Source organism: Phytobacter sp. V91 (assembly GCF_965644225.1).
GTDB lineage: Bacteria > Pseudomonadota > Gammaproteobacteria > Enterobacterales > Enterobacteriaceae > CBFFRJ01.
Genome location: NZ_CBFFRJ010000016.1, coordinates 1 through 18,883, shown reverse-complemented (window position 1 = coordinate 18,883; position 18,883 = coordinate 1). Strand labels below are relative to the sequence as shown.

Sequence of the window (18,883 nt, the reverse complement as noted above, 5' to 3'; positions counted from 1 at the left end):
TATATACGCTGCCACCACCTGCATGCACCAGGAGCGCGCTTTGGCAAACTCTGTAGTTAAAACAATACTTACGGCTGCCCACTGGGGGCCGATGCTGGTCGAAACCGACGGCGAAACCGTTTTCTCCTCCCGTGGCGCGATCCCCACCAGCCACCCGAATTCACTGCAAACGGTCGTGCGCGATCAGGTGCATAGTAAAACCCGTGTCCGTTTTCCGATGGTGCGTAAAGGCTTTCTGGCTTCGCCTGACAGCCCTCAGGGCGTTCGCGGACAGGATGAGTTTGTCCGTGTCTCCTGGGACGACGCGCTGAACCTTATTCATCAGCAACATAAGCGTATTCGTGAGCAGCATGGCCCGGCGTCAATCTTTGCGGGGTCTTATGGCTGGCGTTCTAACGGCGTGTTGCACAAAGCGGCCACGCTATTGCAGCGTTATATGAGCCTGGCGGGCGGTTATACCGGCCATCTGGGGGATTATTCCACCGGCGCGGCGCAGGCGATTATGCCCTACGTGGTGGGCGGCAATGAGGTTTACCAACAGCAGACCAGCTGGCCGCTGGTGCTGGAACATGCCGAAGTGGTGGTGCTGTGGAGCGCCAACCCGCTCAATACGTTAAAAATTGCCTGGAACGCCACCGACGAGCAAGGCATTCCGTATTTCGATGCCCTGCGCAAAAGCGGTAAACGGGTGATCTGCATCGATCCCATGCGATCGGAGACGGTCGATTTCCTCGGCGATAGCGTGGAATGGCTGGCCCCCCATATGGGCACCGATGTGGCGATGATGCTCGGCATTGCCCACACGCTGGTGGAAAATGGCTGGCAGGATGAAGCGTTTCTGAGTCGTTGCACTGAAGGATATGCCGTTTTTGCCGCTTATCTGACCGGCAAGAGCGACGGCGTGGCGAAAACCGCGGAGTGGGCGGCAGACATCTGTGGTATTCCGGCGGCGAAAATTCGCGAACTGGCGCAACTTTTCCACGAAAATAACACCATGCTGATGTCCGGCTGGGGCATGCAACGTCAGCAGTTTGGCGAGCAAAAACACTGGATGCTGGTGACGCTTGCCGCCATGCTCGGCCAGATTGGCCTGCCGGGAACCGGGTTTGGCCTCTCGTATCACTTTGCCAACGGCGGCAACCCAACGCGTCGTGCGGCGGTACTGGCTTCCATGCAGGGGGCGGTCAAAGACGGTATTGAAGCTGTCGAAAAAATCCCGGTGGCGCGCATTATCGAAGCCCTGGAAAAGCCGGGTGCGTTTTACCAGCACAATGGTATGGACCGCCATTTCCCGGATATCAAGTTTATCTGGTGGGCGGGCGGAGCCAACTTCACCCATCATCAGGATACCAACCGTCTGATTCGGGCGTGGCAAAAGCCGGAACTGATTGTGATTTCCGAATGCTTCTGGACGGCGGCGGCGAAACACGCCGATATCGTATTGCCAGCCACCACCTCGTTTGAGCGTAACGATCTGACCATGACCGGCGACTACAGTAACCAGCATATGGTGCCTATGAAGCGGGTTGTGGCCCCACGCGACGAAGCACGGGATGACTTTGACGTCTTTGCCTGCCTCAGCGAACTTTGGGAGCCGGGAGGGCGTGAGCGCTTCACCGAGGGGAAAACCGATCTGCAATGGCTGGAAACCTTCTACGATATTGCCGCTGAACGTGGGGCTGCCCAGGGGGTGAGTCTGCCGCCGTTTGCTGAGTTCTGGGAAGCTAACGCCATTTTTGAAATGCCGGAAAGCGAGCAGAATGCGCAGTTTGTTCGCTTTGCTGATTTCCGCCGCGACCCGCAGGCGCATCCGCTGAAAACCGACAGCGGTAAAATCGAGATTTATTCCGCCCGCATTGCCGGATTTGGCTATGCTGATTGCCCGCCGCACCCGATGTGGCTTGAGCCGGACGAATGGCACGGCAACGCTGAAGCGGAGCAGCTCCAGGTGCTTTCTGCTCATCCGGCGCATCGTCTGCATAGTCAGCTTAATTACTCGTCTCTGCGTGATAATTACGCCGTCGCCGGGCGTGAGCCGGTGACCCTGCATCCTGTCGACGCCAAAGCGCGTGGCATTGCGGATGGCGACCTGGTGCGTGTGTGGAATGCGCGCGGACAGGTGCTTGCCGGTGCGGTGGTCAGTGAGGGGATCAAACCCGGCGTTATCTGTATTCATCAGGGCGCATGGCCGGATTTGGCCCTTGATGAAGGGGGGATCTGCAAAAACGGCGCGGTAAACGTGTTGACCAAAGATCTTCCCAGCTCGAAGTTGGGAAATGGCTGTGCGGGCAACACCGCGCTGGCATGGATGGAGAAATACACCGGGCCTGCGCTTACGCTGACGGCATTTGATCCACCTGCCAGTTCATGATCCACGTCGGGTACCGGGTGTCATCCTGCCAGGCGCTGTCTTCAATACGAAAGCCCTGAGCATGGTAGAAATGCACTGCCCGTTCGTTGTTCTGGTATACCTCCAGGCTTAGGGCGCTAAAGCGCTGCTTGACGTGATCGAGCAGCGCTTTACCAATACCACGCCTCACCGCTGCCGGGCGCACGAACAGCGCGCCGACAAACTGTGTTTCCATCACGCTAATAAAGCCCTGCGGTTTTCCCTGCGCTTCCCAGACCCAGGTTTGCGCGGCGGGAAGATAGACTTCGCGCACCAGTTTTTCGCTATCCCGCCAGTATTTCTCGGTGATAAAGGGATGGGCGAAGGTGGTGCTTTCCAGCCACAGCGTCAGCAGTGGCGAAATATCTTTATTTTTCCAGATGTGGATCATGTTGACCTCCGGGATGACAAATACAGCCCGCGATATGGTCATTCACCAGACCACAGGCCTGCATAAAGGAGTAACAAATGGTGGTGCCAACGAATTTAAAGCCACGTTTTTTCAGTGCCTTTGACAGGGCATCAGAGGCCGGCGTTGAGGTGGGCAGTTCACTCAGCGAAGCGGCTTGCGTCAGCTGGGGTTCATTATTCACAAATGACCAGACAAATGCCCCGAAGGGTTCGCCATTTTGCGCCATGGTCAGAAAGGCGCGCGCATTGCCGATAATCGCTTCGATCTTGCCCCGGTGACGAATAATGCCGGCGTCGAGCACCAGCCGTTCGACATCTTCTGGCCCCATTGCCGCAACGCGCTCAGGATCAAAGTTATGGAAGCATTTTCGGTAGTTTTCGCGTTTTTTAAGCACCGTAATCCAGGATAATCCTGCCTGTTGTCCTTCCAGACAGATCATCTCAAACAGCGCGTTTTCGTCCCGTTGCGGGACTCCCCACTCTTCATCGTGGTAGGCAAGATAAAGCGGGTCCTGAGTCACCCAACCGCAGCGTTGCATATCCTTCTCCGTTGCTGATTATGATCAAAATAATATGACTGCACATCTTGACGTGCCGGTTAAAAAGACAATATTTATGTAAGGGATTTACGTCCCAAAAAAAACGATAACAAATATGCCGAATTCGGCTCTTTTCTGGAGTCGCATTGATGAAAATAACATACAGTGGCCGTTTGCTGGCGATAGTGCCTGCGTGTCTTCTTTTTAGCCATGCGGCTTTGGCCTGGCAGCAAGAATATATCGCGCCCGACCGGCAGAATAATATGTCTGAACGCTATACATGGGATAGCGATCACCAACCACGTTATAACGATATTCTGGAAGAACGAATTCGATCGTCGCAGAATTCCCCCGGCGTGGCGTTTAATCTTCCGGATACCACTCCGATGGATGCCGTCAGCACCATGAGCATCGGTTTTAATATCCCGGTGCTGAAAGGCGTGATGACCGGGCCGGTGGCGGTGTGGCATTACGACGGCTCAACCCCCTCAACGAACGGCGAATACAGTGATGGCGGTACGGGCAATCGCTACAGCGACCCGCTCTGGCATGCCAGCGTCAGTACCCTTGGCTGGCGGGTTGATACCCTGATTGGCGATGTCCGACCCTGGGCGCAAATCAGCTATAACCAGCAGTTTGGTGAGAATGTCTGGAAAATCCAGTCCGGTCTGAATCGCCTTTCTGCGGCCAATCAGTATGGCAACTGGATGGATGTCACTCTCGGCGCCGATATGCTGCTTAATCAGCACATTGCGGCCTATGCGTCGATGTCACAATCGGAAAACTGGGTTCTCGGACAGAATTATCTCTACAGCATGGGCGTCAGCGCGCGTTTTTAAGCAGCAATAATACATTTTGTTTACAAGTCATACACAATAATCATCGGCGCTGGGATGATAGTATGTACTAACTCACCTGATAAATTCGCGGCAATGAAATTTAGCGATGTCATTCATTCCCGCTCTGATGCATTTCATTCCCGCTTAACTGCATTTCATGCCTTTTTTACCCTGGCATGAAATGCACTTCGTTATCGTTGTCCGCAGTGAATTCCTTTAATTTCTTCTGCAGGACAACTGCCATGAATACTTCATCCTCTAATCGCACTCGCTGGCTAACCCTGGTCGGCACCATTATTACGCAATTTGCATTGGGATCTGTTTATACCTGGAGTCTGTTCAACAGCGCCCTGGCGGATAAGCTCGATGAGCCTGTCAGCCAGGTGGCATTTTCCTTCGGCTTGTTAAGCCTGGGTCTGGCGCTCTCTTCTTCCGTTGCCGGGAAATTACAGGAACGTTTCGGCGTGAAACGCGTCACCATGGCTTCCGGCATTATGCTGGGCGTGGGTTTCTTCCTCACCGCGCACTCCAGTAACCTGATGATGCTGTGGCTGAGCGCTGGCTTACTGGTTGGCCTGGCCGATGGCGCGGGTTACCTGCTTACCCTTTCCAACTGCGTGAAGTGGTTCCCGGAACGCAAAGGGCTGATTTCCGCCATTGCCATTGGTTCGTATGGCCTGGGCAGCCTCGGTTTCAAATTTATCGACAGCCATCTGCTGTCCACCGTCGGTCTGGAAAAAACCTTTATGATCTGGGGCGCGATAGCACTGGTGATGATCGTCGGTGGCGCAACCCTGATGACTGATGCGCCGCAGCAAAAAGCGGGGACGGTAAACGGAGTCGTAGAAAACGACTTTACCCTCGCCCAGTCGATGCGTCAGCCGCAGTACTGGATGCTGGCAGTGATGTTCCTGACAGCCTGCATGAGTGGTCTGTATGTTATTGGCGTGGCGAAAGATATTGCTCAGGGCATGGTGCATCTCGACGTTGCAACCGCCGCTAACGCCGTCACCGTGATTGCCATTGCCAATCTGACCGGTCGCCTGGTGCTTGGCATTCTGTCCGACAAAATTGCCCGCATCCGGGTGATTACCATTGGTCAGGTTATTTCACTGGTTGGCATGGCTGCACTGCTGTTCGCCCCGCTGAATGCAACCACCTTCTTTGCCGCCATTGCCTGCGTTGCCTTTAACTTTGGCGGCACCATCACCGTGTTCCCGTCACTGGTGAGCGAGTTCTTCGGCCTTAACAACCTGGCGAAAAACTACGGCGTAATTTACTTAGGTTTTGGTATCGGCAGTATTTGCGGGTCGATTATTGCTTCGCTGTTCGGCGGCTTCTACGTGACCTTCTGCGTGATTTTCGCTCTGCTGATCCTCTCTCTTGCGCTCTCAACCACGATTCGTCAGCCGCAGCGTAGTGTCTATAAACACAAACATGCTCATGCCTGATAGTCAGTAATCAGTTATTGATACCCTCTGAAACCGCCGTCATCGGCGGTTTTTTTGTCTTTTAGCCGCAAGTCGCAGGATTGATGCGAAATTGCCCGTTATGTCGCCTCAATGGCGTCAGGCGGCTAAACATCAGGCTGAGAGCGATAAATTTTTGTAAATATCTGACTGGATCACACTGTTGGGTGACACTTTTCTTTGCCCTTGTGGTCTACTTAGCCACGCATTAGAAGTTCCTGAATCAACTTCCCGCGTTTTTTCACCTGTAGACGTTAAAACACCAATGTTGTACCGGTTTCGTTGTCCCCTTTTTCCAGGGTTGTGTGCATGAGTTATATAAAATCAATGACTCAGCAGAGGCTAAGTTTTCTGCTGGCGTTGTATATCGGCTTGTTTATGAATAGCGCAGTTTTCTACCGTCGGTTTGACGGTTATGCGCAAGCGTTCACCGTCTGGAAAGGAATCTCTGCGGTAGTGGAACTGGTTGGCACTGTACTGGTGACCTTCTTTTTATTACGTATGCTCTCATTGTGCGGACGCCGCGCCTGGCGCGTGCTTGCGTCGCTGGTGGTGGTCTTTTCTGCGGCAGCCAGCTATTACATGACATTCCTGAATGTCGTGATTGGCTACGGGATTATCGCGTCGGTGATGACGACCGATATCGATCTGTCTAAAGAGGTGGTGGGCTGGCAACTGGTTGCCTGGGTGGCGATAGTCAGCCTCGTACCTTTGCTCTCTATCTGGAATAACCGCTCCCGCTACACGCTCCTGCGCCAGCTTCGAACCCCCGGGCAACGCTTTAAAAGCGTTTCACTGGTTGTGGTCGCCGCGTTGATGGTCTGGGGGCCGATTCGCCTGCTGGATTTGCAGCAGAAGCATGAAGAGCGGACTTCGGGCGTGGATATGCCAAGCTACGGCGGGGTGGTGGCGAACTCTTATCTGCCTTCTAACTGGCTTTCCGCCCTTGGCCTGTATGCCTGGGCGCAGGTGGATGAGTCATCGGATTACAAATCGCTGATTAACCCGGCCACCAAATACACCTATGTGCCGCCCAAAGGGCTCGACGATACCTTTGTGGTGTTTGTGATTGGTGAAACGACGCGCTGGGATCATATGGGGTTGCTGGGGTATTCCCGCAATACCACGCCGAAGCTGTCGCAGGAGAAAAACCTCGTCGCTTTCCGTGGCTATTCCTGTGATACCGCCACCAAGCTGTCGTTGCGCTGTATGTTTGTGCGTGAGGGCGGGGCGGACGACAATCCTCAGCGGACGCTGAAAGAACAGAACGTCTTTGCGGTACTCAAGCAGCTGGGCTTCTCTACTGACCTGTATGCCATGCAGAGCGAGATGTGGTTCTACAGCAATACCATGGCGGACAATATTGCCTACCGCGAACAGATTGGCGCAGAGCCGCGTAACCGTGGCAAAAACGTCGATGACATGCTGCTGATTGACGAAATGCAGCGCTCGCTGGATAACAATATTGGCGGTAAGCACCTGATTATCATGCACACCAAAGGGTCGCATTTTAACTACACCCAGCGTTATCCGCGCAGTTTTGCGCAGTGGAAACCAGAGTGTGTCAGCGTGGATGACAAGTGCAGTAAAGAGGAGCTTATCAACTCGTTTGATAACTCTGTGACCTATGTGGATCACTTTATCGACAGCGTTATTGATAAAGTGCGTGACAGGAAAGCGATTGTTTTCTATGCCGCAGACCATGGCGAGTCCATTAATGAGAAGGAACACCTGCACGGTACGCCGCGTAAAATGGCGCCGCCAGAACAGTTCCGTGTGCCAATGATGGTCTGGATGTCGGACAAATACCTGCAAGATCTGGATAAAGCCAAAATGTTCGCCCACCTGAAACAGCAGGCGGATATGAAGGTGCCGCGTCGCCATGTTGAGCTGTACGACACCATTATGGGCTGCCTGGGTTATACCTCGCCGGATGGCGGAATTAATGAAAATAACAACTGGTGCCGATTGCCTGCTGAGCCAGCAAAATAAGGCCTGGCGGCTTTCTCACCAGTCAGTTTGCTTTTTTACATTAAGGGATTGACGATCGGGGTTCGCGGCAGTAAGATGCGCCCCGCATTCGGTGATTGGCGCAGCCTGGTAGCGCACTTCGTTCGGGACGAAGGGGTCGGAGGTTCGAATCCTCTATCACCGACCAAATTCGAAAAGCCTGCTCCTGAGCAGGCTTTTTTGCATCCGGAGTCCGGAGAGGATGAGCGTTTTTCCGTCCTGAGTAATGGCTCCGTTCACCTTAAGTTCACTGGTTCTATGACGCCTCACTCCCCTCCGACTCCGGGGTAATCACCTTCACCGAGCCGTTACGGCAGAGCGCCATATAATCCGTTGGCAGCGGCCTGTCGCTAATCAGCACATCAAAGGCTGATATCGGGCCAATGCTGGCGGGGGCGACATCATCAAACAGCGCGTGGCGGGCCAGCAGGATCTTGCGTAAACCACGCTCCATGGCCTTGCGTTTGGTGGCCAGATCGTCCGGGTTAAACCAGCTGACGCCGAAGTTTTCATGCACCCCGCTGGCGGAAATAAACACTTTGCGGGGATTGAGCGAGTCCAGGGGCGAAGGATTGCTGGCATCGTAAAATGCATCACTTTTAGCCCGATAAGTCCCACCGCACAGCACGGCAGTGGCCTTCGATTTTGCATTCAGCGCCATAAATACCCGATGGGAATAGCAAATGCCGGTGAAGGTGACGTCATCCGGGATCATACTGACGACCAGCGGCATTTCGGGCCCGTTATCAAAAAATACCAGATCGTTTTCGCTCACCAGTCCGGCGGCCAGAATGGCGACAGGCAGGTCGTCACGATGGTGCGTACTGTTTGCCGCAGGCGAGGCGCTAACAGAAGGCGCTGCGGGCTTATTCACCATCACGATATAGCCACCGAGCAGGGTGAGCGGCAGCGGTTCATCATCCTGACTGAGATCGCGGCGAATAGTCATCACCGAGACCTCCAGCATGCGGGCGGCCTCTTTGAGGTGGATCCTGTCCGTCTTCTTCAGCAGTTCCATCAGACGCCGGATGCGTTCTTTTTGCTTGGTTTCCATTCACTCTCTCCGCAACTCACCGTACAAATGTTCCATTGTTAACATTCGTGTGTCTTAAGGAACATCGCTTTATTGCATCACTATACTGCCCGGACGTAGGAATTAAAAGCGCTGTTCTGTTTGTTTTTATGGATTTTAAATTCTTTTAATTCAATTGGTTATTTTTATTTGCAGAGTTGATTATGTGATTTTTATCGCAAATATCGCCCGTTTTATGAGCAAAAAAATGATCCTGCAATCGCGATCATAGTCACAAATGATACTAAAGTAACATGATAATGTTATTTAAATATCATTGTTATGTGATTGTTTCTGAGAGGTAGTAAAAATGGATATCGCGGTAATTGGCTCCAATATGGTGGATCTCATCACTTATACCAACCAGATGCCTAAAGAGGGGGAGACGCTGGAAGCGCCCGCTTTTAAGATAGGCTGTGGCGGGAAGGGGGCAAACCAGGCCGTTGCGGCAGCCAAGCTCAACTCAAAGGTGTTGATGCTGACTAAAGTCGGGGATGATATCTTCGCCGATAACACCATTCGCAATCTCGAATCCTGGGGGATCAATACCACCTATGTTGAGAAAGTCCCCTGCACCAGCAGTGGCGTGGCGCCGATCTTTGTTAATGCTAATTCCAGTAACAGTATTCTTATTATCAAAGGGGCGAATAAATTTCTCTCTCCGGAAGATATTGATCGGGCGGCGGAAGATTTAAAAAAATGCCAGCTGATTGTCCTGCAACTTGAAGTACAGCTGGAGACGGTATATCACGCGATTGAATTTGGCAAAAAACACGGTATTGAAGTGTTATTAAATCCGGCGCCCGCATTACGGGAATTAGATATGTCCTATGCCTGTAAATGTGATTTTTTTGTGCCGAATGAAACTGAACTTGAAATATTAACCGGGATGCCTGTTGATTCTTACGACAATATTCGTGCAGCCGCCCGCAGTCTGCTTGATAAAGGCCTGAACAATATTATTGTCACCATGGGAGAAAAAGGGGCGTTATGGATGACCCGCGACCAGGAAGTCCACGTACCGGCATTCAGGGTCAATGCCATTGATACCAGTGGTGCCGGTGATGCGTTTATCGGTTGCTTTGCCCACTATTACGTCCAGAGCGGCAATGTTGAAGCCGCCATGAAAAAAGCGGTTCTCTTCGCTGCATTTAGCGTGACCGGAAAAGGTACCCAGTCGTCTTATCCAAGTATTGAACAATTTAATGAGTTTTTAACGCTAAACGAATAATTCCCTGCATCCGTATTACAGTAAAAGGTAGCGCTATGAACAATAAAAACATCATCCAGATGCCTGACGGCTATCTGAATAAGACCCCTCTGTTCCAGTTTATTTTGTTATCCTGCTTATTTCCGTTATGGGGATGCGCAGCGGCTTTAAATGATATTCTGATTACGCAGTTTAAAAGTGTATTTTCACTCAGCAACTTTGCCTCCGCATTAGTGCAGAGCGCATTTTATGGCGGCTATTTCTTAATTGCGATCCCGGCCTCACTGGTGATTAAGAAAACCAGTTATAAAGTGGCAATCTTAACGGGTCTGACGCTGTATATCGGCGGCTGTATGCTCTTTTTCCCGGCATCGCATATGGCAACCTACACCATGTTCCTTGCCGCGATTTTCGCGATTGCCATCGGCCTGAGTTTCCTGGAAACCGCAGCGAACACCTACAGTTCGATGATCGGCCCGAAATCCCACGCCACGCTGCGCCTGAATATCAGCCAGACCTTTTACCCGATTGGCGCGGTCGTCGGTATTTTGTTGGGTAAATATCTGGTCTTTTCCGAGGGCGAAAGCCTGGAAAAACAGATGGCTGGCATGAATGCGGAGCAGATCCATAACTTCAAAGTGCTGATGCTGGAAAACACCCTTGAGCCGTACAAGTACATGATTATGGTGCTGGTGGTCGTCATGGTGCTGTTCCTGGTGACCCGCTTCCCGACCTGCAAAGTGGCGCAAACCGCGAACCACAAGCGCCCGTCAGCGATGGATACGCTGCGTTATCTGGCCGGGAACAGCCGTTTTCGTCGCGGCATTGTGGCGCAGTTCCTGTATGTCGGCATGCAGGTGGCGGTCTGGTCATTCACCATCCGTCTGGCGCTGGAACTTGGGGATATCAACGAACGCGATGCCTCCAACTTTATGGTCTACAGCTTCGTTTGTTTCTTTATCGGTAAATTTATCGCCAACATTTTGATGACCCGCTTTAACCCGGAGAAGGTGCTGATCCTCTACTCCGTGATTGGCGCGCTGTTCCTGGCCTGGGTGGCGCTGGCCCCTGGTTTTAGCGCGGTGTATGTCGCGGTGATGGTGAGCGTACTGTTTGGCCCCTGCTGGGCGACCATTTACGCCAGAACCCTGGACACGGTCGATAATCAACATACCGAGATGGCGGGCGCAGTGATTGTGATGGCGATTGTGGGGGCAGCGGTGGTGCCGGCGATTCAGGGTTATGTTGCTGATATGCTCCACTCATTACAGCTCTCGTTCCTGGTCTCCATGCTGTGCTTTGTTTACGTCGGCCTCTACTTCTGGCGTGAAAGCAAAGTGCGCGATGAACTGGCCGCCGCCACGGCATCTTGAGGAGAGTTATCATGGCAACACGTATCGCTTTATGGCGGACGCTTTTTACGGAGCAACCGCGAACAATAGTGGAAAACAGCGATTTCACGGTGACTGCCTTTCGCTACGCCAGCGGTGTGGAAGGGCTGAAGGTCGAAAACAGTCGTGGTCATCTCGTCATTCTGCCCTGGATGGGGCAGATGATTTGGGACGCGCAGTTTGATGGTCATGACCTGACCATGCGCAATATGTTTAGCCAGCCGAAACCGGCAAGCGAAGTGGTGGCGACCTACGGCTGCTTTGCTTTCCATTCCGGGCTGCTGGCGAACGGCTGCCCGTCTGCGGAAGATACCCATCCGCTGCACGGTGAAATGGCCTGTGCGGCGATGGACGAGGCCTGGCTGGAGCTTGACGGCGACAGCCTGCGCATCAGCGGGAGCTACGAGTATGTGATGGGCTTTGGTCATCATTATCAGGCACGGCCTGCGGTGGTCATGCATAAGGCCAGCGCGCTTTTTGATATTCATATGGCGGTGACCAACCTGGCCTCGGTGGCAATGCCGTTACAGTACATGTGCCATATGAACTACGCGTATGTGCCGGACGCCACCTTTAGCCAGAATATCCCGGATACGGCGTTAAAACTGCGTGAGTCGGTACCGGCCCATGTAAAACCGACCGAACAGTGGCTGGCGTTCAATCAGCGCATATTGCAGGGGGAGGCGACTCTGGCAACGCTTAATCAGGCGGCGTTTTATGACCCGGAAATCGTCTTCTTTGCCGACAAACTGTCTGATTATACCGACAGGCCTGAATTTCGTATGATCTCGCCGGATGGCACCACCTTTGTCACTCGCTTCTCCAGTGCGGAGCTGAACTATGTGACCCGCTGGATCTTATATAATGGCGATCAACAGGTTGCCGCATTTGCCTTGCCGGCAACCTGCCGTCCGGAAGGTTATCTTGCCGCCCGGCGTAACGGCACGTTAATCGACCTGGCGCCACAGGCGACTCGCTCCTTTACGGTGACGACTGGTATTGCCTGAGTCGCTGTGAATGTTGTCTCACGATGCCCGGTGAATGTTATTCTTCTCACATCGCCGGGCAAAAAAAGTCCCGATTTTTAACCCAGATTTAACCTTACTTCGCCCTGCCAACTCCCTGTTCTGTGACATATTCCATTGTATTTTTTATATATAGATAAATCTTTTTTCGCGTTGCTTATGGATAAGGTCAGCATTTTACGCTGTGCGTTTTAATGTTCCCGGTATTTATCGCTCAGATATTCAGCATTTCGTCAGAAATTTTTCATAATCTGTTCAAACGATAAACACTATGTTCAGTTTATTCTTAAGGGAATTATTCTGCCATGTGGCGAGTAGCACAAATTTACCTGCTGAAAATAGCGCCTTGAAGTTTTTTTTCACTTTGTTTGTTGATTCTCATCAGTGATGTAAATCCCCGTTACCTGTATTGACGTTTTGACATTCTATTGACAGATTGTAGGGCATGAGGGGCATTTCATGGAGAATCTGCACTGCAACTCAGTCAACCCGTGAAAGGATTTCCCATCTCTCATAATTGCCGATAAGTCCAGGTAAAAATCTAATAAAGGCCTGTCGGATAGCCCAGCGCAAGGGTAACAACACATATCACATTGGAGCAGAATAATGAGTATTTCCTTGAAGAAGTCAGGGATGCTGAAGCTCGGTCTTAGCCTGGTGGCGATGACTGTGGCGGCAAGCGTGCAGGCAAAAACCCTGGTTTACTGTTCAGAAGGTTCGCCCGAGGGCTTTAACCCACAGCTTTTCACCTCTGGTACTACTTACGACGCAAGCTCTGTACCGATCTACAATCGTCTGGTTGAGTTCAAAACAGGGACCACTGAAGTTATTCCTGGCCTGGCTGAGAAATGGGAAGTCAGCGCTGATGGTAAAACCTACACCTTCCACCTGCGTAAAGGCGTGAAGTGGCAGGACAACAAAGAGTTCAAACCGACGCGTGAATTCAACGCTGATGACGTTGTGTTCTCCTTCGATCGTCAGAAAAATGCTGACAACCCGTACCACAAAGTCTCTGGCGGTAGCTACGAATACTTCGAAGGTATGGGCTTACCAGACCTGATCAGCGAAGTGAAGAAGGTTGACGACAATACCGTTCAGTTCGTGTTGACTCGCCCGGAATCACCGTTCCTTGCTGATCTCGCAATGGACTTTGCCTCTATTCTCTCTAAAGAATATGCAGACAACATGCTGAAAGCCGGTACGCCGGACAAAGTTGACCTGGATCCGATCGGTACCGGTCCGTTCCAGCTGCTGCAATACCAGAAAGACTCCCGCATTCTGTACAAAGCCTTTGAAGGCTACTGGGGCACCAAGCCGCAGATCGATCGTCTGGTCTTCTCCATCACGCCTGACGCCTCTGTACGTTATGCCAAACTGCAGAAAAACGAGTGCCAGGTTATGCCGTACCCGAACCCGGCTGACATCGCGCGTATGAAGCAGGACAAAAACATCAACCTGCTGGAGCAGGCGGGTCTGAACGTCGGTTATCTGTCCTTCAACACCGAGAAAAAACCGTTTGACGACGTGAAAGTACGTCAGGCGCTGACCTACGCGGTGAACAAAGACGCGATCATCAAAGCGGTTTACCAGGGTGCAGGTACTGCGGCGAAAAACCTGATCCCGCCAACCATGTGGGGCTACAACGACGACGTTAAGGATTACACCTATGACGTTGAGAAAGCGAAGCAACTGCTGAAAGAATCCGGCCACGAGAAAGGCTTTACCGTTGAGCTGTGGGCAATGCCTGTTCAGCGTCCGTACAACCCGAACGCACGCCGTATGGCTGAAATGGTTCAGGCTGACTGGGCAAAAATCGGCGTACAGGCCAAAATCGTGACCTACGAGTGGGGCGAGTACCTGAAACGTGCTAAAGCAGGCGAACACCAGGCTGTGATGATGGGCTGGACCGGGGACAATGGGGATCCGGACAACTTCTTCGCAACCCTGTTCAGCTGCGATGCGGCAAAACAAGGTTCCAACTACTCTCGCTGGTGCTACAAGCCGTTTGAAGATCTGATTCAACCGGCACGTTCTACCGACGACCACAACAAGCGTATTGAACTGTACAAACAGGCTCAGGTTGTGATGCATGATCAGGCTCCGGCGCTGATCGTGGCTCACTCCACCGTATATGAGCCAGTGCGTAAAGAAGTCAAAGGCTATGTGGTTGATCCGCTCGGCAAACACCACTTCGAAAATGTGTCAGTAGAATAATCAAAAAAGCACTACGCTTTATTCCCTCTCCTTTGGGAGAGAGGGTCAGGGTGGGGGACTCAGGCGATGCCTCCCTCACCCCGGCCCTCTTCCTGAGGGAGAGGGAGAACTTATTTGTGAGCAATAAAGACGTCTCGCGAGCTTCGTGAAGCGTCACTACAGAGAATCCGGGTTATGTTGCAGTTCATCCTCCGACGTTTAGGGCTTGTCATCCCTACGTTTATCGGTATCACCCTTCTCACCTTTGCCTTCGTCCATATGATCCCTGGCGATCCGGTGATGATCATGGCAGGTGAGCGTGGGCTCTCTCCTGAGCGTCATGCTCAGTTACTGGCTGAGCTTGGCCTGAACAAGCCGCTGTGGGAGCAGTACGTCAACTATGTTTGGGGTGTGTTGCACGGTGATTTAGGCATCTCTCTTAAGAGCCGTCTTCCGGTGTGGGACGAGTTCGTGCCGCGCTTTCAGGCGACAATGGAACTTGGTGTCTGCGCCATGATTTTTGCCGTCGCCGTGGGTATTCCGGTGGGCGTGCTGGCCGCGGTAAAACGTGGATCCATCTTCGACCATACCGCTGTCAGTATCGCACTGACCGGTTACTCCATGCCTATCTTCTGGTGGGGCATGATGCTGATTATGCTGGTGTCGGTGCACTGGAACCTGACGCCGGTCTCCGGGCGTGTCAGCGATATGGTGTTCCTTGACGACAGCAAGCCTCTGACCGGCTTTATGCTGATAGATACCGCCATCTGGGGCGAGGAAGGCAACTTTATCGATGCCGTCGCGCATATGATCCTGCCGGCCATTGTGCTGGGGACTATCCCGCTGGCGGTGATTGTCCGTATGACCCGCTCCTCAATGCTGGAAGTCCTGGGTGAAGATTACATTCGTACCGCCCGTGCCAAGGGTCTGACCCGGATGCGCGTTATCATCGTGCATGCGCTGCGTAACGCTATGCTGCCGGTGGTCACGGTTATCGGTTTGCAAGTGGGGACACTGCTGGCAGGGGCGATCCTGACGGAAACTATCTTCTCGTGGCCGGGCCTTGGGCGCTGGCTGATTGACGCACTGCAACGCCGTGATTATCCGGTGGTGCAGGGTGGGGTATTGCTGGTCGCGACGATGATTATTGTCGTCAACCTGTTGGTCGACCTGCTTTACGGCGTGGTGAACCCGCGTATTCGGCATAAGAAGTAAGGGGCCATCATGTCACAAACCACTGAAACTAAAGTTATCTCTGCACCGGTGCCTATGACTCCGTTGCAGGAGTTCTGGCACTATTTCAAACGTAACAAAGGCGCAGTTGTTGGCCTGGTCTACGTTGTTATCATGCTGCTGATTGCGATTTTTGCGAACGTTCTCGCACCGCACAACCCGGCAGAACAGTTCCGCGATGCGCTGCTGGCGCCGCCGGTATGGCAGGATGGCGGCACATGGTCGCATATCCTCGGCACCGATGATGTGGGCCGCGATACCTTATCGCGCCTGATGTTCGGCGCACGCCTGTCTCTGCTGGTCGGCTGCCTGGTGGTGGTGCTGTCGCTGGTGATGGGGATTATTCTGGGCCTGGTTGCCGGTTACTTCGGCGGCCTGGCTGATACCATCATTATGCGTATTGTCGACATCATGCTGGCGCTGCCAAGTCTGCTGCTGGCTCTGGTGCTGGTGGCCATTTTTGGTCCCTCGATAGTCAACGCCTCGCTTGCCCTGACCTTTGTCGCCTTGCCGCACTACGTGCGACTAACCCGCGCCGCCGTGCTGGTGGAAGTTAACCGCGACTACGTTACCGCCTCGCGCGTGGCGGGTGCAGGGGCGATGCGCCAGATGTTCGTCAATATCTTCCCTAACTGCCTTGCGCCGCTGATTGTTCAGGCGTCGCTCGGTTTCTCGAACGCCATTCTCGACATGGCCGCCCTCGGCTTTCTTGGCATGGGCGCGCAGCCGCCAACACCGGAGTGGGGCACCATGCTCTCCGACGTGTTGCAGTTCGCGCAAAGTGCCTGGTGGGTCGTGACCTTCCCGGGTCTGGCGATCCTGCTGACGGTGCTGGCATTTAACCTGATGGGTGACGGCCTGCGTGATGCGCTCGATCCTAAACTGAAGCAGTAAGGGGTTCGAGATGGCGTTATTAAATGTAGATAAATTGTCGGTGCACTTCGGTGATGAAGGGGCCGCGTTCCGCGCTGTAGATCGCGTAAGCTACAGCGTAAATCAGGGCGAAGTTGTCGGTATCGTCGGTGAATCCGGCTCAGGTAAGTCGGTCAGCTCACTGGCGATCATGGGGCTGATTGATTATCCGGGCCGTGTGATGGCGGAGAGCCTGGAATTCAACGGTCAGGATCTGAAACTCATTTCGGAAAAAGAGCGCCGCAGTCTGGTGGGCTCCGAAGTGGCGATGATTTTCCAGGATCCGATGACCAGCCTCAACCCCTGCTATACCGTCGGTTTCCAGATTATGGAAGCGATTAAGGTACACCAGGGTGGCAACAAGAAAACCCGTCGCCAGCGTGCGATTGACCTGCTCAACCAGGTCGGTATTCCGGATCCGGCATCGCGTCTGGATGTTTATCCGCACCAGCTCTCTGGTGGGATGAGCCAGCGTGTGATGATTGCTATGGCGATTGCCTGTCAGCCAAAACTGCTGATTGCCGATGAACCAACCACCGCGCTGGATGTGACCATCCAGGCGCAAATCATCGAGCTGCTGCTCGAATTGCAGCAAAAAGAGAATATGGCGCTGATCCTGATTACTCACGATCTGGCGCTGGTGGCCGAAGCTGCGCATAAAATTATTGTGATGTATGCCGGTCAGGTAGTGGAAACGGGTGCTGCGACGGATATCTTCCGCGCGCCGCGTCATCCTTACACCCAGGCTCTGCTGCGTGCGCTGCCGGAGTTTGCCCAGGATAAAGCCCGTCTGGCGTCGCTGCCAGGTGTGGTACCGGGTAAGTACGACCGTCCGAACGGCTGTTTGCTTAATCCGCGCTGCCCCTATGCAACCGACAAATGCCGTACTGAAGAGCCTGAACTGAACAACCTTGCTGGCGCACGCCAGTCGAAATGCCACTATCCACTCGATGATGCCGGGAGGCCGACCCTATGAGTACGCATGAGGCCGCCACGCAACACTTGTTGCAGGCCATTGATTTGAAAAAGCACTACCCGGTGAAAAAGGGCATGTTTGCCCCAGAACGTCTGGTAAAAGCGCTGGATGGCGTCTCCTTCACCTTAGAGCGCGGTAAAACGCTGGCAGTGGTGGGTGAGTCAGGCTGTGGTAAATCGACGCTGGGTCGTTTGTTGACGATGATTGAAACCCCGACCGGGGGTGAGCTTTACTACCAGGGTCAGGATCTGCTCAAGCACGATCCGCACGCGCAAAAACTGCGTCGGCAGAAAATCCAGATTGTGTTCCAGAACCCCTATGGTTCACTGAACCCGCGTAAAAAAGTGGGGCAGATTCTGGAAGAGCCGCTGCAAATTAACTCGACTCTGAGTAAGGCTGAGCGTCGAGAGAAAGCGCTGGAGATGATGGCGAAGGTCGGCCTCAAAACCGAACATTATGATCGCTATCCGCATATGTTCTCCGGCGGTCAACGCCAGCGTATTGCCATTGCCCGCGGTCTGATGCTCGACCCGGACGTGGTGATAGCCGATGAACCTGTCTCCGCGCTGGACGTCTCCGTGCGTGCGCAGGTGCTGAACCTGATGATGGACTTACAGCAGGATTTAGGCCTGTCTTATGTCTTCATCTCTCACGATCTGTCGGTGGTTGAGCATATTGCTGATGAAGTGATGGTGATGTATCTGGGCCGTTGCGTGGAGAAAGGCACCAAGGATCAGATCTTCTCTAACCCGCGTCATCCGTACACCCAGGCGTTGCTCTCTGCGACGCCGCGTCTGAACCCGGATGAGCGTCGCGAGCGTATCAAGCTGACCGGCGAGCTGCCAAGCCCGTTGAGCCCGCCGCCGGGATGTGCGTTCAACGCCCGTTGCCGTCGTCGCTTCGGCCCTTGCACTCAGTTGCAGCCGGAACTGAAAGAGTACGATGGTCAACTGGTGGCCTGCTTTGCCGTCGATCAGGACGTGAATGGCGAGAAACCGCGCGCGTAAATGCGGATGCGTGATAAAAAAAACCGGTGCAGATGCGCCGGTTTTTTTATGGGGGCGAGGGAGAAAAGCGAGCCCGCACGATCGGTTCCCTCTCCCGGTGGGAGAGCAGCTGTGTTTAAAGTCAATGGGCGGCAGCTAACCTGCCGCCCATTTTGTATTGTCACGCACCATGGCGTTCAGGATGGTCACCAGCTTCCTGACGCAGGC

General features: G+C 53.3%; 15 protein-coding genes and 1 tRNA gene. 13 read left to right on the top strand and 3 right to left on the bottom strand.

The features are described from left to right. The first annotated feature begins 40 nt into the window (after positions 1-40). On the top strand, positions 41-2,371 hold the full coding sequence (locus tag ACSZO4_RS05265; RefSeq protein WP_437887820.1) for a molybdopterin guanine dinucleotide-containing S/N-oxide reductase: 2,331 nt from the start codon (positions 41-43) through the stop codon (positions 2,369-2,371). Here the strand turns inward: ACSZO4_RS05265 and ACSZO4_RS05260 are convergent. Both ACSZO4_RS05260 and tag read right to left on the bottom strand, forming a co-directional pair. Further along, a complete protein-coding gene (locus ACSZO4_RS05260) occupies positions 2,334-2,780 on the bottom strand; it encodes an N-acetyltransferase (RefSeq protein WP_437887819.1) in 447 nt (148 codons plus the stop codon). The genes ACSZO4_RS05265 and ACSZO4_RS05260 overlap by 38 nt on opposite strands. Continuing rightward, on the bottom strand, positions 2,758-3,339 hold the full coding sequence (gene tag / locus ACSZO4_RS05255; RefSeq protein WP_437887818.1) for a DNA-3-methyladenine glycosylase I: 582 nt from the start codon (positions 3,337-3,339) through the stop codon (positions 2,758-2,760). The genes ACSZO4_RS05260 and tag overlap by 23 nt, the downstream gene beginning before the upstream one ends. A gap of 149 nt (positions 3,340-3,488) precedes the next feature. Between tag and ACSZO4_RS05250 the strand changes: the two genes are divergently transcribed. The 4 genes from ACSZO4_RS05250 to ACSZO4_RS05235 all read left to right on the top strand — a co-directional run bounded on the left by ACSZO4_RS05250 (position 3,489) and on the right by ACSZO4_RS05235 (position 7,805). Next, a complete protein-coding gene (locus ACSZO4_RS05250; protein ID WP_437887817.1) occupies positions 3,489-4,178 on the top strand; it encodes an autotransporter domain-containing protein in 690 nt (229 codons plus the stop codon). Between the two features lie 242 nt (positions 4,179-4,420). Further along, positions 4,421-5,629, top strand: coding sequence for an L-lactate MFS transporter (locus ACSZO4_RS05245; protein ID WP_437887816.1), 1,209 nt, complete (start codon positions 4,421-4,423; stop codon positions 5,627-5,629). Between the two features lie 327 nt (positions 5,630-5,956). Then, positions 5,957-7,639 carry a kdo(2)-lipid A phosphoethanolamine 7''-transferase gene (gene eptB / locus ACSZO4_RS05240; protein WP_437887815.1) on the top strand — a complete coding sequence of 561 codons (1,683 nt, stop codon included), beginning with the start codon at positions 5,957-5,959 and terminating at the stop codon, positions 7,637-7,639. Between the two features lie 89 nt (positions 7,640-7,728). Further along, positions 7,729-7,805 (top strand) — tRNA-Pro (locus tag ACSZO4_RS05235). A 108-nt stretch (positions 7,806-7,913) separates the two neighbouring features. On the opposite strand, the gene ACSZO4_RS05230 is transcribed toward ACSZO4_RS05235, so the two are convergent. Continuing rightward, complete coding sequence (locus ACSZO4_RS05230) at positions 7,914-8,711, bottom strand: DeoR family transcriptional regulator (RefSeq protein ID WP_437887814.1); 798 nt, start codon at positions 8,709-8,711, stop codon at positions 7,914-7,916. Positions 8,712-9,039: 328 nt separating this feature from the next. Between ACSZO4_RS05230 and rbsK the strand changes: the two genes are divergently transcribed. From rbsK to dppF, 8 genes are all read left to right on the top strand, one after another. Beyond that, positions 9,040-9,960 (top strand): ribokinase, encoded by a 921-nt coding sequence (gene rbsK / locus ACSZO4_RS05225; protein WP_437887813.1) that lies wholly within the window; start codon positions 9,040-9,042, stop codon positions 9,958-9,960. Between the two features lie 35 nt (positions 9,961-9,995). Then, positions 9,996-11,312, top strand: a complete 1,317-nt coding sequence (gene fucP, locus ACSZO4_RS05220) for an L-fucose:H+ symporter permease (RefSeq protein ID WP_437887812.1) — start codon at positions 9,996-9,998, stop codon at positions 11,310-11,312. Positions 11,313-11,323: 11 nt separating this feature from the next. After that, the gene (locus ACSZO4_RS05215) at positions 11,324-12,337 is read left to right on the top strand and encodes an aldose 1-epimerase family protein (RefSeq protein WP_437887811.1); all 1,014 of its coding nucleotides are present in this window, start codon (positions 11,324-11,326) and stop codon (positions 12,335-12,337) included. A gap of 624 nt (positions 12,338-12,961) precedes the next feature. Next, positions 12,962-14,569: a dipeptide ABC transporter periplasmic-binding protein DppA gene (gene dppA, locus ACSZO4_RS05210; RefSeq protein ID WP_437887810.1), complete on the top strand. Its 1,608-nt coding sequence runs from the start codon at positions 12,962-12,964 to the stop codon at positions 14,567-14,569. A 174-nt stretch (positions 14,570-14,743) separates the two neighbouring features. Beyond that, positions 14,744-15,763, top strand: a complete 1,020-nt coding sequence (dppB, locus tag ACSZO4_RS05205) for a dipeptide ABC transporter permease DppB (RefSeq protein WP_437887809.1) — start codon at positions 14,744-14,746, stop codon at positions 15,761-15,763. Positions 15,764-15,772: 9 nt separating this feature from the next. Further along, the gene (gene dppC / locus ACSZO4_RS05200; RefSeq protein WP_437887808.1) at positions 15,773-16,675 is read left to right on the top strand and encodes a dipeptide ABC transporter permease DppC; all 903 of its coding nucleotides are present in this window, start codon (positions 15,773-15,775) and stop codon (positions 16,673-16,675) included. A 10-nt stretch (positions 16,676-16,685) separates the two neighbouring features. Next, positions 16,686-17,669: a dipeptide ABC transporter ATP-binding protein gene (dppD, locus tag ACSZO4_RS05195; protein ID WP_437887807.1), complete on the top strand. Its 984-nt coding sequence runs from the start codon at positions 16,686-16,688 to the stop codon at positions 17,667-17,669. Then, positions 17,666-18,676, top strand: coding sequence for a dipeptide ABC transporter ATP-binding subunit DppF (dppF, locus tag ACSZO4_RS05190; protein ID WP_437887806.1), 1,011 nt, complete (start codon positions 17,666-17,668; stop codon positions 18,674-18,676). The genes dppD and dppF overlap by 4 nt, the downstream gene beginning before the upstream one ends. The last annotated feature ends 207 nt before the right edge of the window (positions 18,677-18,883 follow it).

What these genes read in the sequence shown, in the direction of transcription:
- ACSZO4_RS05260 (WP_437887819.1), bottom strand. Translation starts at nt 2,780, where the DNA reads ATGATCCACATCTGGAAAAATAAAGATATTTCGCCACTGCTGACGCTG.
- tag (WP_437887818.1), bottom strand. Translation starts at nt 3,339, where the DNA reads ATGCAACGCTGCGGTTGGGTGACTCAGGACCCGCTTTATCTTGCCTAC.
- ACSZO4_RS05250 (WP_437887817.1), top strand. Translation starts at nt 3,489, where the DNA reads ATGAAAATAACATACAGTGGCCGTTTGCTGGCGATAGTGCCTGCGTGT.
- ACSZO4_RS05245 (WP_437887816.1), top strand. Translation starts at nt 4,421, where the DNA reads ATGAATACTTCATCCTCTAATCGCACTCGCTGGCTAACCCTGGTCGGC.
- eptB (WP_437887815.1), top strand. Translation starts at nt 5,957, where the DNA reads ATGAGTTATATAAAATCAATGACTCAGCAGAGGCTAAGTTTTCTGCTG.
- ACSZO4_RS05230 (WP_437887814.1), bottom strand. Translation starts at nt 8,711, where the DNA reads ATGGAAACCAAGCAAAAAGAACGCATCCGGCGTCTGATGGAACTGCTG.
- rbsK (WP_437887813.1), top strand. Translation starts at nt 9,040, where the DNA reads ATGGATATCGCGGTAATTGGCTCCAATATGGTGGATCTCATCACTTAT.
- fucP (WP_437887812.1), top strand. Translation starts at nt 9,996, where the DNA reads ATGAACAATAAAAACATCATCCAGATGCCTGACGGCTATCTGAATAAG.
- ACSZO4_RS05215 (WP_437887811.1), top strand. Translation starts at nt 11,324, where the DNA reads ATGGCAACACGTATCGCTTTATGGCGGACGCTTTTTACGGAGCAACCG.
- dppA (WP_437887810.1), top strand. Translation starts at nt 12,962, where the DNA reads ATGAGTATTTCCTTGAAGAAGTCAGGGATGCTGAAGCTCGGTCTTAGC.
- dppB (WP_437887809.1), top strand. Translation starts at nt 14,744, where the DNA reads ATGTTGCAGTTCATCCTCCGACGTTTAGGGCTTGTCATCCCTACGTTT.
- dppC (WP_437887808.1), top strand. Translation starts at nt 15,773, where the DNA reads ATGTCACAAACCACTGAAACTAAAGTTATCTCTGCACCGGTGCCTATG.
- dppD (WP_437887807.1), top strand. Translation starts at nt 16,686, where the DNA reads ATGGCGTTATTAAATGTAGATAAATTGTCGGTGCACTTCGGTGATGAA.
- dppF (WP_437887806.1), top strand. Translation starts at nt 17,666, where the DNA reads ATGAGTACGCATGAGGCCGCCACGCAACACTTGTTGCAGGCCATTGAT.